Below are 14548 nucleotides of genomic sequence, written 5' to 3' on the forward strand. Positions count from 1 at the left end.
GGCGGCCAGCCAAGCATGACCGCCGAACGGTGGCGTAACAGTGGCCGGCGGTCAGGCGTCCGCGTCGTCCATGGCCGCCAGGTAGATGGAGTTCTTCGGCCTGGCGAAGACCCGTTGCAGCATGGGTTCGAAGTAGCTCAGGGGCAGGCTTTCGTAGTCCGGATCGAAGGCGGCGGCATCGTAGCGGGCGCAGAACTCGATGGTCGCCTGGTACTGCGGGTGGTCCTTGAACTGCTCGCGCAGGTGACGATCCATGCCCAGGTGATGGAAGAAGTAGTAGCCCTGGAAGATCCCGTGTTTCTCCACCATCCAGTGGTTCTCGGCGCTGACGAAGGGCTTGAGGATCGCCGCCGCGATATCCGGGTGGTTGTAGCTGCCGAGGGTATCGCCAATGTCGTGGAGCAGGGCGCAGACCACGTATTCCTCGTCACGCCCGTCGCGGTGCGCGCGGGTGGCGGTCTGCAGCGAGTGGGTCAGGCGGTCGACGGGGAAGCCGCCGAAGTCGCCATCGAGCAGGCGCAGGTGGTCGAGAATGCGCGCAGGCAGCTGGGCGGCATAGGCGGCGAAATCCTGGGCGATGATGGCCCAGTCCTCGGCCTGGCCGTCTTCCATGTGGGTGAAGCGGGCTCGGCTATTCATGGTCGTTCTCGTTCTTGTTGTTCTGGATTGGTGCCGGGGTCAGAAGCGAATCCGCCCGGTGAAGGCGTCCTTCAGCATCACCCAGTCGCCCATCAGGCTGTAGAGCGGGTACTGGAAGGTGGCGGGGCGGTTCTTCTCGAAGACGAAGTGGCCGACCCAGGCGAAGCCATAGCCGGCCAGCGGCATGGCCAGCAGCCACAGCCATTGCTGGGTGGCCAGGGCGTAGGCGAGGATCGTCAGCACCAGCAGGCTGCCGACATAGTGCAGGCGACGGCACACCAGGTTGCTGTGTTCCTGCAGGTAGTAGGGGTAGAACGCGGCGAAGCTCTGGAAGCGTTCGGTGGTCTGGGCGGTCATGGCGCACCTCCTGTTATTGTCAGTGTCAGTCTAGAGCGGCTGTCTCCATGGGCCACTGACTTAAGGTGCCAGTCTAGTATCCTTGGGCCGCCAACTCTGACCTTGCTGGCCTGATCTACATAAGAACAAGACGATGAGTGAAAGAACCACATCTTCCAACTGGGCCTTGGCCATCGTGCAGGCACTGGAGCTGGGCGGTGTCGACTGTGCCGGGCTGTTCGCCGAACTGGGCATGGACTACGCCGCGCTGAACGACCCGGATGCGCGCTTTCCGCAAGATGGCATGACCCGCCTGTGGCAGCGCGCCGTGGCCCTGTCCGGCAACCCGGCGATCGGTCTGAACATGGCGCAGGTGGTGCGTCCTGCGTCCTTCCATGTGGTGGGTTACGCGCTGATGTCCAGCCGCAACCTGCGCGACGGCTTCACCCGCCTGGTGCGCTACCAACGCATCATCGGCGAAGGGGCCGACCTGAATTTCCTGGCGCAGCCCGACGGTTACGCACTGACCCTGGCCATCCATGGCGACCGCCTGCCACCGGCGCGGCAGAGCGCCGAGGCCTCGCTGGCCTACTGCCTGGCATTCTGTCGCTGGATGACCGGCAAGCTCATCCGCCCGCGTGAAATCCGCCTGCAAGGCCCGGCGCCTGCCGACCTGGCGCCCTATCAGCAGGTGTTCCAGGCGCCGCTGCGCTTCAATGCCGAGCACTACGGGCTGATCTTCGAGCGTGCCGACCTGGAGGCCCCGCTGCCCAGCGCCAACGAGGCCCTGGCGCAGTTGCACGACCGCTTTGCCGGGGAGTACCTGGCGCGCTTTTGCAGCAGCCGGGTGACCCATCAGGCGCGCCAGGTGCTGTGCCGCCTGTTGCCGCAGGGGGAGCCGCGACGCGAGGTGGTGGCGCAGGCGCTGCACCTGTCGCAGCGCACCTTGCAGCGACGGCTGCAGGAGGAGGGCACCAGCTACCAGCAGTTGCTCGACGACACCCGCCGCGAGCTGGCCGAGCAGTACCTGGGGCAGGTCGATCTGACGCTGCTGGAGGTCGCCTATCTGCTCGGCTTTGCCGACCCCAGCAACTTCTTCAGGGCGTTTCGCCGCTGGTTCGGCGAGACGCCGGGGGAATACCGCAGCCGGCGTGTGCCCGGCCAGTGACAGGGGCGGGCTACCGTCTCAGTGGCGCCAGAAGGCGGGGAACAGCAGCACCAGCACGGTGAGGATCTCCAGGCGCCCGAGGAGCATGCCCAGGGTCAGCAGCCACTTGGCCAGGTCGGGAATGCCGGCGTAGTTGCCTGCCGGGCCGACCATCTCGCCCATCCCCGGGCCCACCCCGGAGACCATGGCGGCGGCGCCGGTGAGCGAGGTGATCCAGTCCACTCCGCACATGGCCACGGCCAGCGCCAGCGTCGCGATGGTGATGGTGTAGAAGAAGGCGAAGGCGAGGATCGAGCGAACGATGTCCTCGTCCAGGCGGTGGCGGTTGTACTGCTGCTTGATCACCGCGCGCGGGTGGATCAGCTGCTTGAGGTTGGCCTTGAGCAGGATGTAGGCCACCTGGAAACGGAACACCTTGAGGCCGCCGGCGGTCGAGCCGGAACAGCCGCCGACGAAGCCCAGGTAGAAAAAGATCATGCTGGCGAAGGGGCCCCACAGGTGGTAGTCGCCGACGGCGAAGCCGGTGGTGGTCATGATTGAGGTGATGTTCACCGCCACCAGGCGCAGGGCATCGAGCCAGTAGAGGTCGGTGGTCATCCATTTCCAGCAGGCCAGCACCAGCCAGCTGCCCAGCAGCAGGAGCAGGAAGCCGTGCACCTGGGCATCCCGCAGCAGGGGCCGGTAATTGCCGCGCATCGCCGTGACGTAGAGGACGAAGGGCAAGCTGCCGAGAATCATCACCAGCACCGCGACCCAGTGGATGGCGGGCTGCTGCCATTTGCCCAGCGACGAGTCGGAGGTGGAGAAGCCGCCGGTGGCGATGGCCGACATGGCGTGGTTGATCGAGTCGAACAGGCCCATCCCGGCCAGCCAGAAGGCCAGTACGGCGATGGCGCTGAGGCCGACGTAGGCCAGCACCATGTACTTGGCGACCATGTGCGAGCGCGGCATGACCTTCTCCGAGCGGTCCGAGGACTCGGTCTGGAACAGGCGCATGCCACCGATGCGCAGCATCGGCAGGATCGCCACGGCCATGGCGATGAAGCCGATGCCGCCGAGCCAGTGCAGCAGCGAGCGCCAGATCAGCGTACCCGGCGACATGTCGTCCAGGCCGCTGAAGACCGTCGCGCCGGTGGCGGTGATGCCGGACATGCTCTCGAAGTAGGCGTCGGTGATGCTCGCTCGCTCGGCGAAGATGAACGGCAAGGCGGCGAAGATCGACACCATCACCCAGCTCGAGACCGTCAGCATGTACATGTCGCGCGGGCGCAGCTGGGTCTGCTGCGGTCGGCCCTGGGCGATCATGACGATACCGGTCAGGGCGGTGATCAGGCTGGACCAGAGGAAGGCATTGATGCCCTGTGGCTGCTCGAAGATCAGCAGGGTGATCACCGGCACCAGCATGCTCAGCGCCAGGGTGATGAGGAAAATGCCGTTGATGAAGGCGAGAATGCGCAGGCTGGACAGAGGCATCGATCAGTGTTTCCAGAAGCTGCGGGTGACCAGCACCAGGACGGTAAGGATTTCCAGGCGGCCCAGCAGCATGCCGATGGACAGCAGCCATTTGGCCGAGTCGGGCAGGCTGGCGAAGTTGCCGGCCGGGCCGATGATCGGGCCGAGGCCCGGCCCGACGTTGCACACCGCGGTGGCGGCGCCGGTCAGGGCGGTGACCCAGTCCAGGCCGGTCAGGGTCAGTGCCAAGGCGAGGACGCCGATGGTGATGGTGAAGAAGAAGGAGAAGGTGATCAGCGAGCGCACGATCTCCTCGTCCAGGTTGTGGTTGTTGTACTGCTGCTTGATCACCGCCCGTGGGTGCACCAGCTGCATCAGGTTGGCCTTGAGCAGCACGTAGGCGACCTGGAAGCGGAAGATCTTCAGGCCGCCCGAGGTCGAGCCGGAGCAGCCGCCCATGAAGGTCAGGTAGAAGAACAGCAGGACCGCGAAGCTGCCCCAGGTGGTGTAGTCGCCGAGGGCGAAGCCGGTGGTGGTGACCACCGAGGTGACGTTCACCGCGACGATGCGGAGGGCGTCCAGCCAGGCGTATTCCGAGTTGATCCACAGCCAGGTGCCGAACACCAGCCAGGTCAGCAGCAGGAAACCGATGAAGCCGCGCACCTGATGATCCTTGAACAAGGCCTGGCGGTTGCCCCGGACGAAGGCGACGTAGAGCATGAAGGGCATGCCGCCGAGCAGCATCAGGACGACGGCCGTCCAGTGCACGGCCGGTTGTGGCCAGTTGGCCAGCGACGAGTCCGAGGTGGAGTAGCCACCGGTGGAAATCGAGGTCATGGCATGGTTGACGGCATCGAACAGGTTCATGCCGGCAGCCCAGTAGGCCAGAATGCCCAGCAGGGTGAGGGCCACGTACACCAGCAGCAGGTACTTGGCAGCCACGTGCGAGCGCGGCATCACTTTCTCGCCCCAGTCCGACGATTCGGTCTGGAACAGGCGCATGCCGCCCACGCGCAGCAGCGGCAGGATCGCCACCGCCATGCCGATGAAGCCGATGCCGCCGAGCCACTGCAGCATGGAGCGCCAGATGAGGATGCCTGGCGACAGGTGATCCAGCCCCGTCAGCACCGTGGAACCGGTGGTGGTGATACCCGACATGGTCTCGAAAACCGCATCGGTGTAGCTGATGTGCGCGATCAGCATCATGGGCAGCGCGGCGAAGCTGCACACCACGCTCCAGCTGCCCGTGGTGAGCAGGTACATGTCACGTGGGCGCAGCTGGGCGTTCTGCGGACGTCCGGGGATGACCAGCGCCAGGCCGGCAATCAGGGTGATCAGGCTGGACCAGAGGAAGGCGTTGAGGTCTTCGGGATGCTCGAAGATCAGCAGGGTCAGCATGGGGATGGCCATGCTCACCGCCAGGGTAATCAGGAATATGCCGATGATGAATCCGATGATGCGCAGCGTCGGCAAGGCCATGTAGGGGGCTCTGGCGGTTGGAAATGCGCCATTCTACCCACCGACGGGCGGCTGTAAACCGCTGCAACCCGGCTGGGTGAAAACCAGGCGGGCGTGGCGCTGGCAGGCGAGAACGCGCTTTGCGGACAGTGTAAACGAGCCTCTCCAGCGTGCTCGCGCATGCGCCTCTCAGCGCCCGGGCAGGGCCGCTTGCAGCGCTTTTCTCGCGAGCTGGGGGAGGGGGCTTTACAAGCGCATGGCCGCGCATAGAATAGCCGTCCGTTGCTGGCGTCCGTCGGTTTCCGAGTCCTTCCCCAAAATGTCCGAAGCTAATCCCTGCCTCACGTGCGGCGCCTGCTGCGCGTTCTTTCGTGTGTCCTTCTTCTGGGGCGAATGCCAATCCGCTGGCGGCAGCGTCCCCGATGAACAGGTGATCCAGATCAGCCCTCACTATGTCGCGATGCGTGGCACCGAGAGCAAGCCGGCACGTTGTGTCCAGCTGCTCGGCGATGTCGGCTGCGGCGTGCGCTGCACCCTGTACGAGCAGCGTTCGAGCAGTTGCCGCGACTTCCAGGCCTCCTGGGAGAACGGCGTGCACAACCCGCGTTGTGACGAGGCCCGCAAGGCACATGGGCTGCCGCCGCTGACGCCACCGGTGAAGCCGGTGATATCGCCCGACCGGGTCGCCTGACAGTCGCCTCCAGCAGCGCCTGCGCCGCAGTGCCGGGCTTCAGGCCTCCGCCTGAGCTTGCAGCCTGTAGCGTGCAGCACCGAGAATGCGCGTTCTTCGTTTCAAGGAGGTGGCCGATGGAGGCTCTCGACGCTCTGCTCAACCGTGTTTCCGTTCCCCGTCTGGTCGACCCGGCGCCGGATGCGGCGCAGCGTGAGCTGCTGTTCCGCGCCGCCCTGCGTGCCCCTGATCACGGGCAACTGCGTCCGTGGCGCTTTCTCACCATCGAGGGCGAGGCGCGTGGGCGCATGGGCGAATTGTTCGCCGAGGCGCTGCAGGTGAAGGATTCCCAGGCAACGCCCGAGGCGCTGAGCAAGGCCCGTGGCATGCCGCTGCGTGCGCCGCTGCTGGTGGTGGTGATCGCACGGGTCCAGGCGCATCCCAAGGTTCCCGAGTCCGAGCAGGTGATCGCCGCCGGGTGTGCGGCGCACGGCATGCTGCTGGCCGCTCATGCCCAGGGTATCGGTGCCGTCTGGCGCACCGGCGACATGGCCTACGACGCGCATGTCGGCAAGGGCCTGGGCCTGGCGGCGGACGAGCAGATCATCGCCTATCTCTACCTCGGCACAGCGGAGCGCGAGCTGCGTCGCGCGCCGGAGCCGGCGCTCGAGGATTTCGTCAGCGCCTGGAACGGCTGAGCGCTGCGCTGATCAGCCCGCCTGCTGCTTGAGCGGCAGGCTGAGGGTGGCGATGAAGCCGCCCTCCGGGTGATTGGCCAGCAGCAGCTCGCCACTGTGGCGCTGTGCCGCGCGGCGGGCGATGGCCAGCCCCAGGCCATGCCCGGCTGCGCTCTGACCCGGCGCGCGAAAGAACGGCTTGCCCAGCTGCTGCAGGTGTGCCTCGGCAACGCCTGGGCCGTGGTCGCGCACGCTCAGCAGCAGGCGCTGTTGCTGGCGCTGCACCCGGATCAGCACCGGCTGCTCGGGTGGATTGAAGCGCAGGGCATTGCGCAGCAGGTTGTCGAGCGCACGTTCGAGCATGTCCGGCCAGCCCATGAGCTGAATGCCCGGTTCCAGGTCGATCTGCAGTCGCTGTTCGGGAGCGGTCAGGCGCGCGTCCTCCTGCAGCTTGTCGAGCAGGGCGGCGAGGTCGACCGGCTGCGCTGCACCCGTGTCGGCATCCAGGCGGGCGAGGGCCAGGATCTCGCTGATCAGTGCTTCCAGGCGATCGCATTCCTGGCTGAGACGCGGCCACAGCTTGTCCCGTTCTGCCGGGCTGGCCCGTTCCGCCAGGGCCAGGGCGATGCGCAGGCGGGCCAGGGGCGAGCGCAGCTCGTGGGAAACGTCGCGCAGCAACTGGCGCTGGCTGCCAATCAGTCCTTGCAGGCGTTCGCCCATACGGTTGAAGTCCTTGGCCAGCAGGCCCAGTTCGTCGCGGCGCGTGGCCAGACGCGCCAGGCTGTTCTGCTGGTAGGCGGTCTGCCCCAGGTCGTGCACGGCGCCGCGCAGGCGGTCCAGCGGACGGGTGATCGACAGCGTCAGCAGCAGGCTGAACAGCGTCAGTACCACCAGGGCGATCGCCAGCGCGCTGAGCGGCCAGAACAGGCTGCCCCGGTGCCAGGCGGCGAGTTCGGGGTGCGGGATACGGTAGATGAACAGGTAGCTCTCGCCGCTTTCCGGGCTGGTGTACTCGGCCGTCAGGCGGCGCCAGGGCAGGCGTCGTTCATCGTGCTGGCGCGCCTCGAAGGCGGCGGCGCGTGATGGAAAGGTGCCCCTGACCAGCGACTGTCCGCTTTCGCCGAGCACCTGGGTGTCGATGCGGTAGCGGCGCTTGCGCTGTTCGAGGAAGTCCTGGGCGGCCTCCTGCCCATCGTGCTCATAGCGCCGGACCCACTCGCTGTCGAGGCCGTCCAGGCCCGGGTGCATGCTGAGGACCCAGGCGTCCTGGTTGAGGGCGCGGCCCAGCAGCAGGAACAGGCCGGCCACCAGGGCGATGGCCAGCCAGAATGTCGCCAGGATGCGCCAGAACAATGAACGCACGCGATGTCCTCATGCAGAAGCCGCCGGGCCCAGAGGGCGCGGCGGCGGATCGATGGAGATGGATGTCAGTTGGCGTTCTTGTCCTTGTCGGCCTTCCAGGCCTTGAACTCGGCGATTTCGGCGCGACGTGCCTCCATCTTCTTCTGGTGCTCGTCGAACGCCTTCTGCTGTTCCGGGTTGAGCAGGTCACGCAGGGCCTTGTGCTGGTCGGCGCGGGCCTTGTCCAGCTCTTTCTTCATGGCCTGCTTCTCGGCTTCCGGCAGCTTGTCCAGGTAGCGCTTGGTGATGTCGCGATGACTCTTCATCTGCTCGCCCATCAGCTTGCGGAACTCCTGGCGCTGCTCCTTGCTCAGGTTCAGCTCCTTGAACATGTCGGGGCCACGGTCGTGATGACGCGGGCCACCGTCTTCCATGGGCATGGCGAAAGCCAGGGTCGGCAGGGTCGCGGCGAACAGCAGGGCGGTGAGGGTCTTGCGCATGGTGATTCTCCTTGTCTCGAAACCGGTAACGACCGGATGGGCTCAGTATGCGGCGGTCAAGGTCAAGGGCGGTCAGGCGACGGTAAAGCTTGGGTAAAGGCGATGTTGCAGGCTGTTTACGCAGCGCCGGCAGCGCCTTCAGGGGGCGTAGTAATAGCCACGGCTGCGCAGGGCGACGATGCGCGGGCGGCCATCCGGGTGCGGGCCGAGCTTCTTGCGCAGGTTGCTGACGTGCATGTCCAGACTGCGGTCGTAGAGCGTCAGCTTGCGGCCCAGGGCGAGCTGCGCCAGGGCCTGCTTGTCCACCGGCTCGCCGGGCTGACGCAGCAGAGCCTCCAGCAGGCGACTCTCGGACAGGGTCAGCGGCACGTCATGTTCGGCGATGCTGACCACGCCGCGATTGGGGCTGAAGCTGAGGTCGCCCAGCTCCAGCTGGCTGCTCGCCGGTGCGGGCGCCGTGCGCCGCAGCACGGCGCGCAGGCGGGCGGTCAGCTCGCGTGGGTCGCAGGGTTTGGCCAGGTAGTCGTCGGCGCCCAGTTCCAGGCCGAGAATGCGGTCCAGCGGCTCGCCTCGGGCCGAGAGCATCAGCACCGGCAGCTCCGCATGTTCACCGCGCAGCTGCTTGAGCAGCTCCAGGCCGCTGCCGTCCGGCAGCATCACGTCCAGCACCACGGCGTCGGGCGCCTGCGAGGCGAGGGCCTGGCGGGCGCTGCCGGCTTCATGGCAGGCGGTGACCTGGAAGCCTTCCTGGGTCAGCCAGCTGGCGAGCAGCTCGCAGAGTTCCTGGTCGTCGTCGATCAGCAGCAGTCGGCTCATGGTTCAGTTGATCCACTCGCGGCGGCTCTTGCGATTGCCGCGCAGCAACGCGCCGACGAAGATCGAGACCAGGCTGAGCCCGGCGCCCAGGGCGAACCAGGTCTGCGTGTCGCTCAGCAGGCTGGGTTGCACCTGCGCCTGGCTTTCCTTGAGCTGCATGCGCAGGCGCTGGTTCTCCTGGCGCAGGCGCTGCAACTGCACGGTGCTGCTCGCCTCTTGCTCGCTGCGCAGTTGTTCGCTTTGCGCCAGGCGCTGTTCGAGCGCCTGGTGGTCGGCGTCGACGCTGACTGGCGCAGGAGCAGGCGGAACGGTTTCCTCTTCTGCCTGTGCCGCAGAGCTGATCAGCACCAGGGCGACCAGCAGGGACAACGGGATCGAGCGCATGGCGATTCCTTGTAGACGCGAGCAGCGTGGCGGCTGTCCGTTCAGGGCAGCACTTTCTTGAAGGGTTTGACCAGCACGTTGGCATAGACGCCCGCGGCACGGTACGGGTCGGCGTCGGCCCAGCTCTGCGCCGCTTCCAGAGAGTCGAACTCGGCAACGATCAGGCTGCCGCTGAAACCTGCCGGGCCCGGATCGTTGCTGTCGATCGCCGGGTGCGGACCGGCCAGCAGCAGGCGGCCTTCCTGCTTCAGCTGTTCCAGGCGGGCGAGGTGCGCAGGGCGCGCGGCCAGGCGGTTTTCCAGGGAGTTTTCGACGTCGGTGGCGATGATGGCGTAGAGCATCTCAATCCTTAATTCAGGGTCGAAGCGGGGGAGGGATGAAGCATTTGCGCCATACGGCGACAGCGTTGGCGCGGATGTGGGGCATAATAACAAACATCAATCTCAACGAAAGCGCCGCCATGATTGTCGACCTGCATTGCCACAGCACCGCCTCCGATGGCGCCCTGGCCCCCGCCGTACTGGTGGCCCGGGCGCATGAGCGTGGCGTGCGGGTGCTGGCGCTCACCGATCACGACACCCTGGAAGGCCTCGACGAGGCGCGGCGTGCGGCGACTGCTCTGGACATGCGCCTGATCAACGGCATCGAGCTGTCCTGCACCTGGGGTGGTGCGACCATCCACGTGCTCGGCTATGCCTTCGAGCGCGAGGCGCCGGCGCTGCGCGATGCCATCGAGGCCCTGCACCATGGGCGCTGGCAGCGCGCCGAGGAAATCGACCGGCGCCTGGCGGCCAAGGGCATGCCGGGTGCGCTGCAGGGCGCCCGGGCCGTGCAGCAGGAGCTGGGCGACAGTGGCAATGCGCCGGCGCGGCCGCATTTCGCCGAATTCCTCGTGCGCGCCGGCCATGTGCGTGACCGCGCCGAGGCGTTTCGCAAGTGGCTGGGCTCGGGCAAGCTGGGCGATGTCAAACAGCATTGGCCAACGCTGGAGGAAACCCTCGCCACCTTGCGTTCGGCCAGGGCCTGGATCAGCCTGGCGCATCCGTGGCAGTACGACTTTACTCGCAGTAAGCGTCGACGCCTGGTGGCCGACTTCGCGGCATTGGGTGGGCATGCACTGGAAGTGGTGAATGGCATGCAGCCGGCCGAGCAGGTCGGTGGCCTGGCGATCCTGGCGCGTGAATTTGGCTTGATGGCCAGTGTCGGCAGCGATTTCCATGCGCCGGGCGACTGGTCCGAACTGGGCATGTACCGCCCGTTGCCCGATGACCTGACGGCGCTCTGGGAGCGCTTCGAACATGCACAGCCATCCGCTGTCACTCAATGAGCAGGGAGCAAGCGTGAGTCAATTTTTCCAGGTGCACCCGGAAAACCCCCAGGCACGCCTGATCAAACAGGCCGTGGAGATCATTCGTGGCGGCGGCGTGGTGGTCTATCCGACCGACTCGTCCTATGCCCTGGGTTGTGCCATCGGCGACAAGAATGCGGTCGAGCGCATTCGTCGCCTGCGCCAGCTCGACGACAAGCACAACTTCACCCTGGTCTGCCGCGACCTGTCGCAGATCGGCCTGTTCGCCAAGGTCGATACCGCCGCCTTCCGCCTGCTGAAGAATCACACCCCCGGCCCCTATACCTTCATCCTCAATGCCACGCGCGAAGTGCCGCGCATGCTCCTGCACCCCAAGCGCCGCACCATCGGTATCCGGGTGCCCAGCCATCCCATCGCCCTGGCGCTGCTGGAGCAGCTCGGCGAACCGCTGATGAGCGTCAGCCTGATCATGCCGGGCGACGAGCTGCCGATGTCCGACCCGTACGAGATGCGCCAGGTGCTCGAGCATCATGTCGACCTGATCATCGACGGCGGCTTCGGCGGGCTGGAGGCCTCCACCGTGGTCAATCTGGCGGACGACAGCCCCGAGGTCGTGCGGGTCGGCTGCGGCGATCCCGCGCCGTTTCACGATCTCTGAGACGGCCTGTCACGCGGCTTTTCCGTTGTGACCGCTGCTGCCCTATACTCCGTGGCCTTGTCTGGATTTTGGGTAGAACGGTTTGAGCCTTAACGACTCCGAACGTCGGGTGCTTTCTGGAATGCGTCCGAGCGGTCGTCTGCACCTCGGGCACTATCACGGCGTGCTGAAGAACTGGGTCAGGTTGCAGCACGAGTACGACTGCTTCTTCTGCATCGTCGACTGGCATGCGCTGACCACCGAGTACGCGGAGGTCGGTCAGCTGTCCCAGCACGTCATGGACATGGCGGTCGACTGGCTGTCGGCCGGCGTCAGCCCCAGTTCGGCGACGCTGTTCGTGCAGTCGCAGGTGCCCGAGCACGCCGAGCTGCACCTGCTGCTGTCGATGATCTGCCCGCTGAGCTGGCTGGAACGCGTGCCGTCCTACAAGGAGCAGCAGGACGGTCAGTCCGGCAAGGACCTTTCCACCTACGGCTTCCTCGGTTATCCGCTGCTGCAGGCCGCCGACATCCTGCTGTATCGGGCAGGGCAGGTCCCGGTCGGCGCGGACCAGCTGCCGCACATCGAGTTCGCCCGCGAAGTGGCACGGCGTTTCAACCATCTGTATGGCAGCGAGCCGGATTTCGAAGTGAAGGCCGAGGCGGCCATCGGCAAACTCGGCAAGAAGCTCGGCAAGCTTTACAGCAACCTGCGCAAGGCCTACCAGGAGCAGGGCGATGCGCAGGCGCTGGAAACCGCCCGCGCCCTGCTCAAGGAGCAGAGCACCCTCACCCTGGGGGACCAGGAGCGCCTGTTCGGCTATCTGGAGGGCGGTGGCAAGGTGATCCTGGCCGAGCCGCAGCCGATTCTCGCCGAGTTCTCGCGGGTGCCGGGCCTGGACGGGCAGAAAATGGCCAAGTCCAGCGGCAATGCGATATTCCTGCGCGACAGTGATGCCGAGTTGGAGGAAAAACTGCGGCGCATGCCCACCGATCCGGCGCGCGTGCACCGCGACGATCCGGGCGAGCCGCAGCGCTGCCCGGTGTGGTCGCTGCACCAGCTGTACTCCAGCGACGAGCAGTTGCACTGGGTCATCGAAGGCTGCCGCAGCGCCGCGATCGGCTGCCTCGACTGCAAGAGCCGCCTGTGCTCCTCGCTGCAGAGCGAGCTGGCGCCCTTGCAGCGGCGTGCGATCGACTACGAGGACAGCCCGGACCTGGTCCGCAGCATCCTCGCCGAAGGGGCCGAGCGCGCACGTGACGAGGCACGCGACACCCTGGCCGAGGTGCGCATGGCCATGGGCCTGAACTACCGCTGAAGGAGCGCTCGCCGTGAGTGAACCCGTCACGCCGTCGATGGACAACCAGGCTGGTGCCCAGCAGGAACTGCCGTTCGCCCTGGTATATGGCGAAGCGGTCACCGAACTGCCGCTGGACCTGTACATCCCCCCGGACGCCCTGGAGGTGTTTCTCGAGGCGTTCGAGGGGCCGCTGGACCTGCTGCTCTATCTGATCCGCAAGCAGAACATTGACATCCTCGACATCCCCGTCGCGGAAATCACCAAGCAGTACATGGGCTATGTCGAGCTGATGAAGTCGGTGCGCCTGGAACTGGCCGCCGAGTACCTGGTGATGGCTGCCATGCTCGCCGAGATCAAGTCGCGCATGCTGCTGCCGCGCTCGACCGAGACCGAGGACGAAGAGGATGACCCGCGCGCGGAGCTGATCCGCCGCCTGCAGGAGTACGAGCGCTTCAAGGCGGCCGCCGAAGACCTCGACGAGCTGCCGCGAGTCGGCCGCGACGTCATCGTGCCCAGGCTGGATGCCCCCGAGGCCAGGGCGCGCAAGCTGCTGCCGGATGTCAGCCTGGAAGAGGTGCTGCTGTCGATGGCCGAGGTGTTGCGCCGTGCCGACATGTTCGAAAGCCATCAGGTCACCCGTGAGGCGCTGTCTACCCGCGAGCGCATGAGCGAGGTGCTGGAGCGTCTCAAGGGCGGCGCGTTCGTGCCCTTCGTCGAGCTGTTCGCTGCGGAGGAAGGGCGGCTCGGCGTGGTTGTGACCTTCATGGCAATTCTCGAGTTGATCAAGGAATCGCTGGTCGAACTGGTGCAGAATGCGCCGTTTGCCGCCATCCATGTACGAGCCCGCATCGAGCAGGATGTGGAGGCGTAACGCGCGAGTCGTCCTGGGAAGCGTTGAACAAAGGGAGTTTCAGGTGAGTATCTTTTCGCGTTTCTTCGGTCGCCGCGACGACGCTGCCGCAGAGCCGGCCCGTCTGGTCGCCAATCCCGCCAGCGAGGGGCGAGTCAGCCTGCAGGTGCTGTTCCCGGCCGCGCTGCAGCTGGATCAGGACGAGCTGACCCGCGTCCTGCGTGCCTATCACCCGGAAATGGCCGCAGCGAGCTGCGAGGTGTCCGACGAAGTCGAGCAGTTCTTCGCCCTGGCCGGCTGGGGAGAGCACGTGGTGCGACTGCTCGGCTTCGATGCGCCGTTCCCTGCGCAATCGCTGGAGTCCTGCGTGGCCCCCGCGCATTACCCGCAGGCGCTCAAGGATGAGGTGCGCGCCCATGCCAGCCATGTCCTGCTGTACTACGCCGGGCATGACGACGACCCCCTGGAGCAGTACGTGGTGCTGGCCGCGGTCGCCGGTGCGCTGGCGCATTTCGGTGCCATCGCGGTGCTCAACGAGAGTGGCAGGACCTCCTTGCCCGCAGCGATCTTCAATGACCAGGGGCTGGGGCGCGAGAGCCTGGACGTGCTGCGCGGCATGCCGCTGACCGCGCTCTACTGCGGCTTCGTCAAATACGACGTCGAAGGCGTGCAGGGCACCTGGATGCGTACCTACGGCGGTGGCGTGTTCGGTATCGCCGACTTCGCCGTGCTGGCCGAGGGGCATCATGAGGGCGAACGCTACTCGGAGCTGTTCGACAACGTGATGAGCTACCTGCTGAGCAGCGGCGCGCAGATGGCCCCCGGGCACACCCTGCAGGTCGGCGAGGACGCCTTCATGCGCCTGCGGGCGCCGCTGGCCGAGGAATACTTTCTCGACGGGCCGGACCCGCTGCTGGTCGCCGAGATCATCGCGGCGCACGAGGCCAATCCGGCCTGAAGCGCTCTTCGGCATTTGCTAGACTGCCGGGCCGCATTTAATGTGGCCCCTTT

General features: G+C 66.2%; 17 protein-coding genes and 1 pseudogene. 9 read left to right on the forward strand and 9 right to left on the reverse strand.

The features are described from left to right. Window positions 1–51: 51 nt before the first annotated feature. The gene (locus FIV02_RS09495; RefSeq protein WP_152488466.1) at window positions 52–639 is read right to left on the reverse strand and encodes an HD domain-containing protein; all 588 of its coding nucleotides are present in this window, start codon (window positions 637–639) and stop codon (window positions 52–54) included. A gap of 39 nt (window positions 640–678) precedes the next feature. Continuing rightward, window positions 679–996, reverse strand: coding sequence for an Mpo1-like protein (locus FIV02_RS09500; protein ID WP_152488467.1), 318 nt, complete (start codon window positions 994–996; stop codon window positions 679–681). Window positions 997–1129: 133 nt separating this feature from the next. On the opposite strand from FIV02_RS09500, the gene FIV02_RS09505 reads away from it, so the two are divergent. Continuing rightward, entirely contained in the window at window positions 1130–2143 is a 1014-nt protein-coding gene (locus FIV02_RS09505; RefSeq protein ID WP_037054198.1) for an AraC family transcriptional regulator, read from the forward strand. A gap of 18 nt (window positions 2144–2161) precedes the next feature. On the opposite strand, the gene FIV02_RS09510 is transcribed toward FIV02_RS09505, so the two are convergent. Then, complete coding sequence (locus FIV02_RS09510) at window positions 2162–3616, reverse strand: TrkH family potassium uptake protein (protein ID WP_037054195.1); 1455 nt, start codon at window positions 3614–3616, stop codon at window positions 2162–2164. Between the two features lie 3 nt (window positions 3617–3619). Beyond that, window positions 3620–5074 carry a TrkH family potassium uptake protein gene (locus FIV02_RS09515; RefSeq protein WP_152488468.1) on the reverse strand — a complete coding sequence of 485 codons (1455 nt, stop codon included), beginning with the start codon at window positions 5072–5074 and terminating at the stop codon, window positions 3620–3622. A gap of 298 nt (window positions 5075–5372) precedes the next feature. Between FIV02_RS09515 and FIV02_RS09520 the strand changes: the two genes are divergently transcribed. Further along, window positions 5373–5744 carry a YkgJ family cysteine cluster protein gene (locus FIV02_RS09520; RefSeq protein WP_152488469.1) on the forward strand — a complete coding sequence of 124 codons (372 nt, stop codon included), beginning with the start codon at window positions 5373–5375 and terminating at the stop codon, window positions 5742–5744. A 116-nt stretch (window positions 5745–5860) separates the two neighbouring features. Further along, entirely contained in the window at window positions 5861–6421 is a 561-nt protein-coding gene (locus FIV02_RS09525; RefSeq protein WP_152488470.1) for a nitroreductase, read from the forward strand. Window positions 6422–6433: 12 nt separating this feature from the next. On the opposite strand, the gene FIV02_RS09530 is transcribed toward FIV02_RS09525, so the two are convergent. The 5 genes from FIV02_RS09530 to FIV02_RS09550 all read right to left on the reverse strand — a co-directional run bounded on the left by FIV02_RS09530 (window position 6434) and on the right by FIV02_RS09550 (window position 9782). Further along, on the reverse strand, window positions 6434–7762 hold the full coding sequence (locus FIV02_RS09530; protein ID WP_152488471.1) for a HAMP domain-containing sensor histidine kinase: 1329 nt from the start codon (window positions 7760–7762) through the stop codon (window positions 6434–6436). Between the two features lie 65 nt (window positions 7763–7827). Next, on the reverse strand, window positions 7828–8241 hold the full coding sequence (locus FIV02_RS09535; RefSeq protein WP_152488472.1) for a Spy/CpxP family protein refolding chaperone: 414 nt from the start codon (window positions 8239–8241) through the stop codon (window positions 7828–7830). A 138-nt stretch (window positions 8242–8379) separates the two neighbouring features. Next, the gene (locus FIV02_RS09540; RefSeq protein WP_037054180.1) at window positions 8380–9057 is read right to left on the reverse strand and encodes a response regulator transcription factor; all 678 of its coding nucleotides are present in this window, start codon (window positions 9055–9057) and stop codon (window positions 8380–8382) included. A 3-nt stretch (window positions 9058–9060) separates the two neighbouring features. After that, entirely contained in the window at window positions 9061–9441 is a 381-nt protein-coding gene (locus tag FIV02_RS09545; protein WP_152488473.1) for a translation initiation factor 2 (IF-2, GTPase), read from the reverse strand. A gap of 41 nt (window positions 9442–9482) precedes the next feature. Beyond that, window positions 9483–9782 carry a YciI family protein gene (locus FIV02_RS09550; protein ID WP_037054175.1) on the reverse strand — a complete coding sequence of 100 codons (300 nt, stop codon included), beginning with the start codon at window positions 9780–9782 and terminating at the stop codon, window positions 9483–9485. 119 nt (window positions 9783–9901) lie between these two features. On the opposite strand from FIV02_RS09550, the pseudogene FIV02_RS09555 reads away from it, so the two are divergent. The 6 genes and pseudogenes from FIV02_RS09555 to FIV02_RS09575 form a co-directional block, all read left to right on the forward strand. Continuing rightward, a pseudogene (locus FIV02_RS09555) lies at window positions 9902–10735 on the forward strand (PHP domain-containing protein); the annotation flags it as partial. Then, window positions 10723–10785, forward strand: a complete 63-nt coding sequence (locus tag FIV02_RS25215; RefSeq protein WP_371923277.1) for a CxxxxCH/CxxCH domain-containing protein — start codon at window positions 10723–10725, stop codon at window positions 10783–10785. The pseudogene FIV02_RS09555 and the gene FIV02_RS25215, both read left to right, overlap by 13 nt. Next, the gene (locus FIV02_RS09560; protein WP_037054172.1) at window positions 10782–11408 is read left to right on the forward strand and encodes an L-threonylcarbamoyladenylate synthase; all 627 of its coding nucleotides are present in this window, start codon (window positions 10782–10784) and stop codon (window positions 11406–11408) included. Before FIV02_RS25215 ends, FIV02_RS09560 begins: the two co-directional genes overlap by 4 nt. A gap of 121 nt (window positions 11409–11529) precedes the next feature. After that, window positions 11530–12705 carry a tryptophan--tRNA ligase gene (locus FIV02_RS09565; RefSeq protein ID WP_037054170.1) on the forward strand — a complete coding sequence of 392 codons (1176 nt, stop codon included), beginning with the start codon at window positions 11530–11532 and terminating at the stop codon, window positions 12703–12705. 139 nt (window positions 12706–12844) lie between these two features. Then, on the forward strand, window positions 12845–13558 hold the full coding sequence (locus tag FIV02_RS09570) for a ScpA family protein (protein ID WP_167494400.1): 714 nt from the start codon (window positions 12845–12847) through the stop codon (window positions 13556–13558). A 43-nt stretch (window positions 13559–13601) separates the two neighbouring features. After that, window positions 13602–14495 (forward strand): DUF4261 domain-containing protein, encoded by an 894-nt coding sequence (locus tag FIV02_RS09575; protein WP_037054166.1) that lies wholly within the window; start codon window positions 13602–13604, stop codon window positions 14493–14495. Window positions 14496–14548: the final 53 nt, after the last annotated feature.

The organism is Pseudomonas sp. THAF187a (assembly GCF_009363395.1).
GTDB classification, from domain to species: domain Bacteria; phylum Pseudomonadota; class Gammaproteobacteria; order Pseudomonadales; family Pseudomonadaceae; genus Aquipseudomonas; species Aquipseudomonas khazarica.

Bases quoted from the DNA above. Each gene is read 5' to 3' on its own strand.
- FIV02_RS09515 (WP_152488468.1), bottom strand. From the start codon at position 5,074: ATGGCCTTGCCGACGCTGCGCATCATCGGATTCATCATCGGCATATTC.
- FIV02_RS09520 (WP_152488469.1), top strand. From the start codon at position 5,373: ATGTCCGAAGCTAATCCCTGCCTCACGTGCGGCGCCTGCTGCGCGTTC.
- FIV02_RS09545 (WP_152488473.1), bottom strand. From the start codon at position 9,441: ATGCGCTCGATCCCGTTGTCCCTGCTGGTCGCCCTGGTGCTGATCAGC.
- FIV02_RS09500 (WP_152488467.1), bottom strand. From the start codon at position 996: ATGACCGCCCAGACCACCGAACGCTTCCAGAGCTTCGCCGCGTTCTAC.
- FIV02_RS09550 (WP_037054175.1), bottom strand. From the start codon at position 9,782: ATGCTCTACGCCATCATCGCCACCGACGTCGAAAACTCCCTGGAAAAC.
- FIV02_RS09565 (WP_037054170.1), top strand. From the start codon at position 11,530: ATGCGTCCGAGCGGTCGTCTGCACCTCGGGCACTATCACGGCGTGCTG.
- FIV02_RS09540 (WP_037054180.1), bottom strand. From the start codon at position 9,057: ATGAGCCGACTGCTGCTGATCGACGACGACCAGGAACTCTGCGAGCTG.
- FIV02_RS09495 (WP_152488466.1), bottom strand. From the start codon at position 639: ATGAATAGCCGAGCCCGCTTCACCCACATGGAAGACGGCCAGGCCGAG.
- FIV02_RS09505 (WP_037054198.1), top strand. From the start codon at position 1,130: ATGAGTGAAAGAACCACATCTTCCAACTGGGCCTTGGCCATCGTGCAG.
- FIV02_RS09525 (WP_152488470.1), top strand. From the start codon at position 5,861: ATGGAGGCTCTCGACGCTCTGCTCAACCGTGTTTCCGTTCCCCGTCTG.
- FIV02_RS09535 (WP_152488472.1), bottom strand. From the start codon at position 8,241: ATGCGCAAGACCCTCACCGCCCTGCTGTTCGCCGCGACCCTGCCGACC.
- FIV02_RS09510 (WP_037054195.1), bottom strand. From the start codon at position 3,616: ATGCCTCTGTCCAGCCTGCGCATTCTCGCCTTCATCAACGGCATTTTC.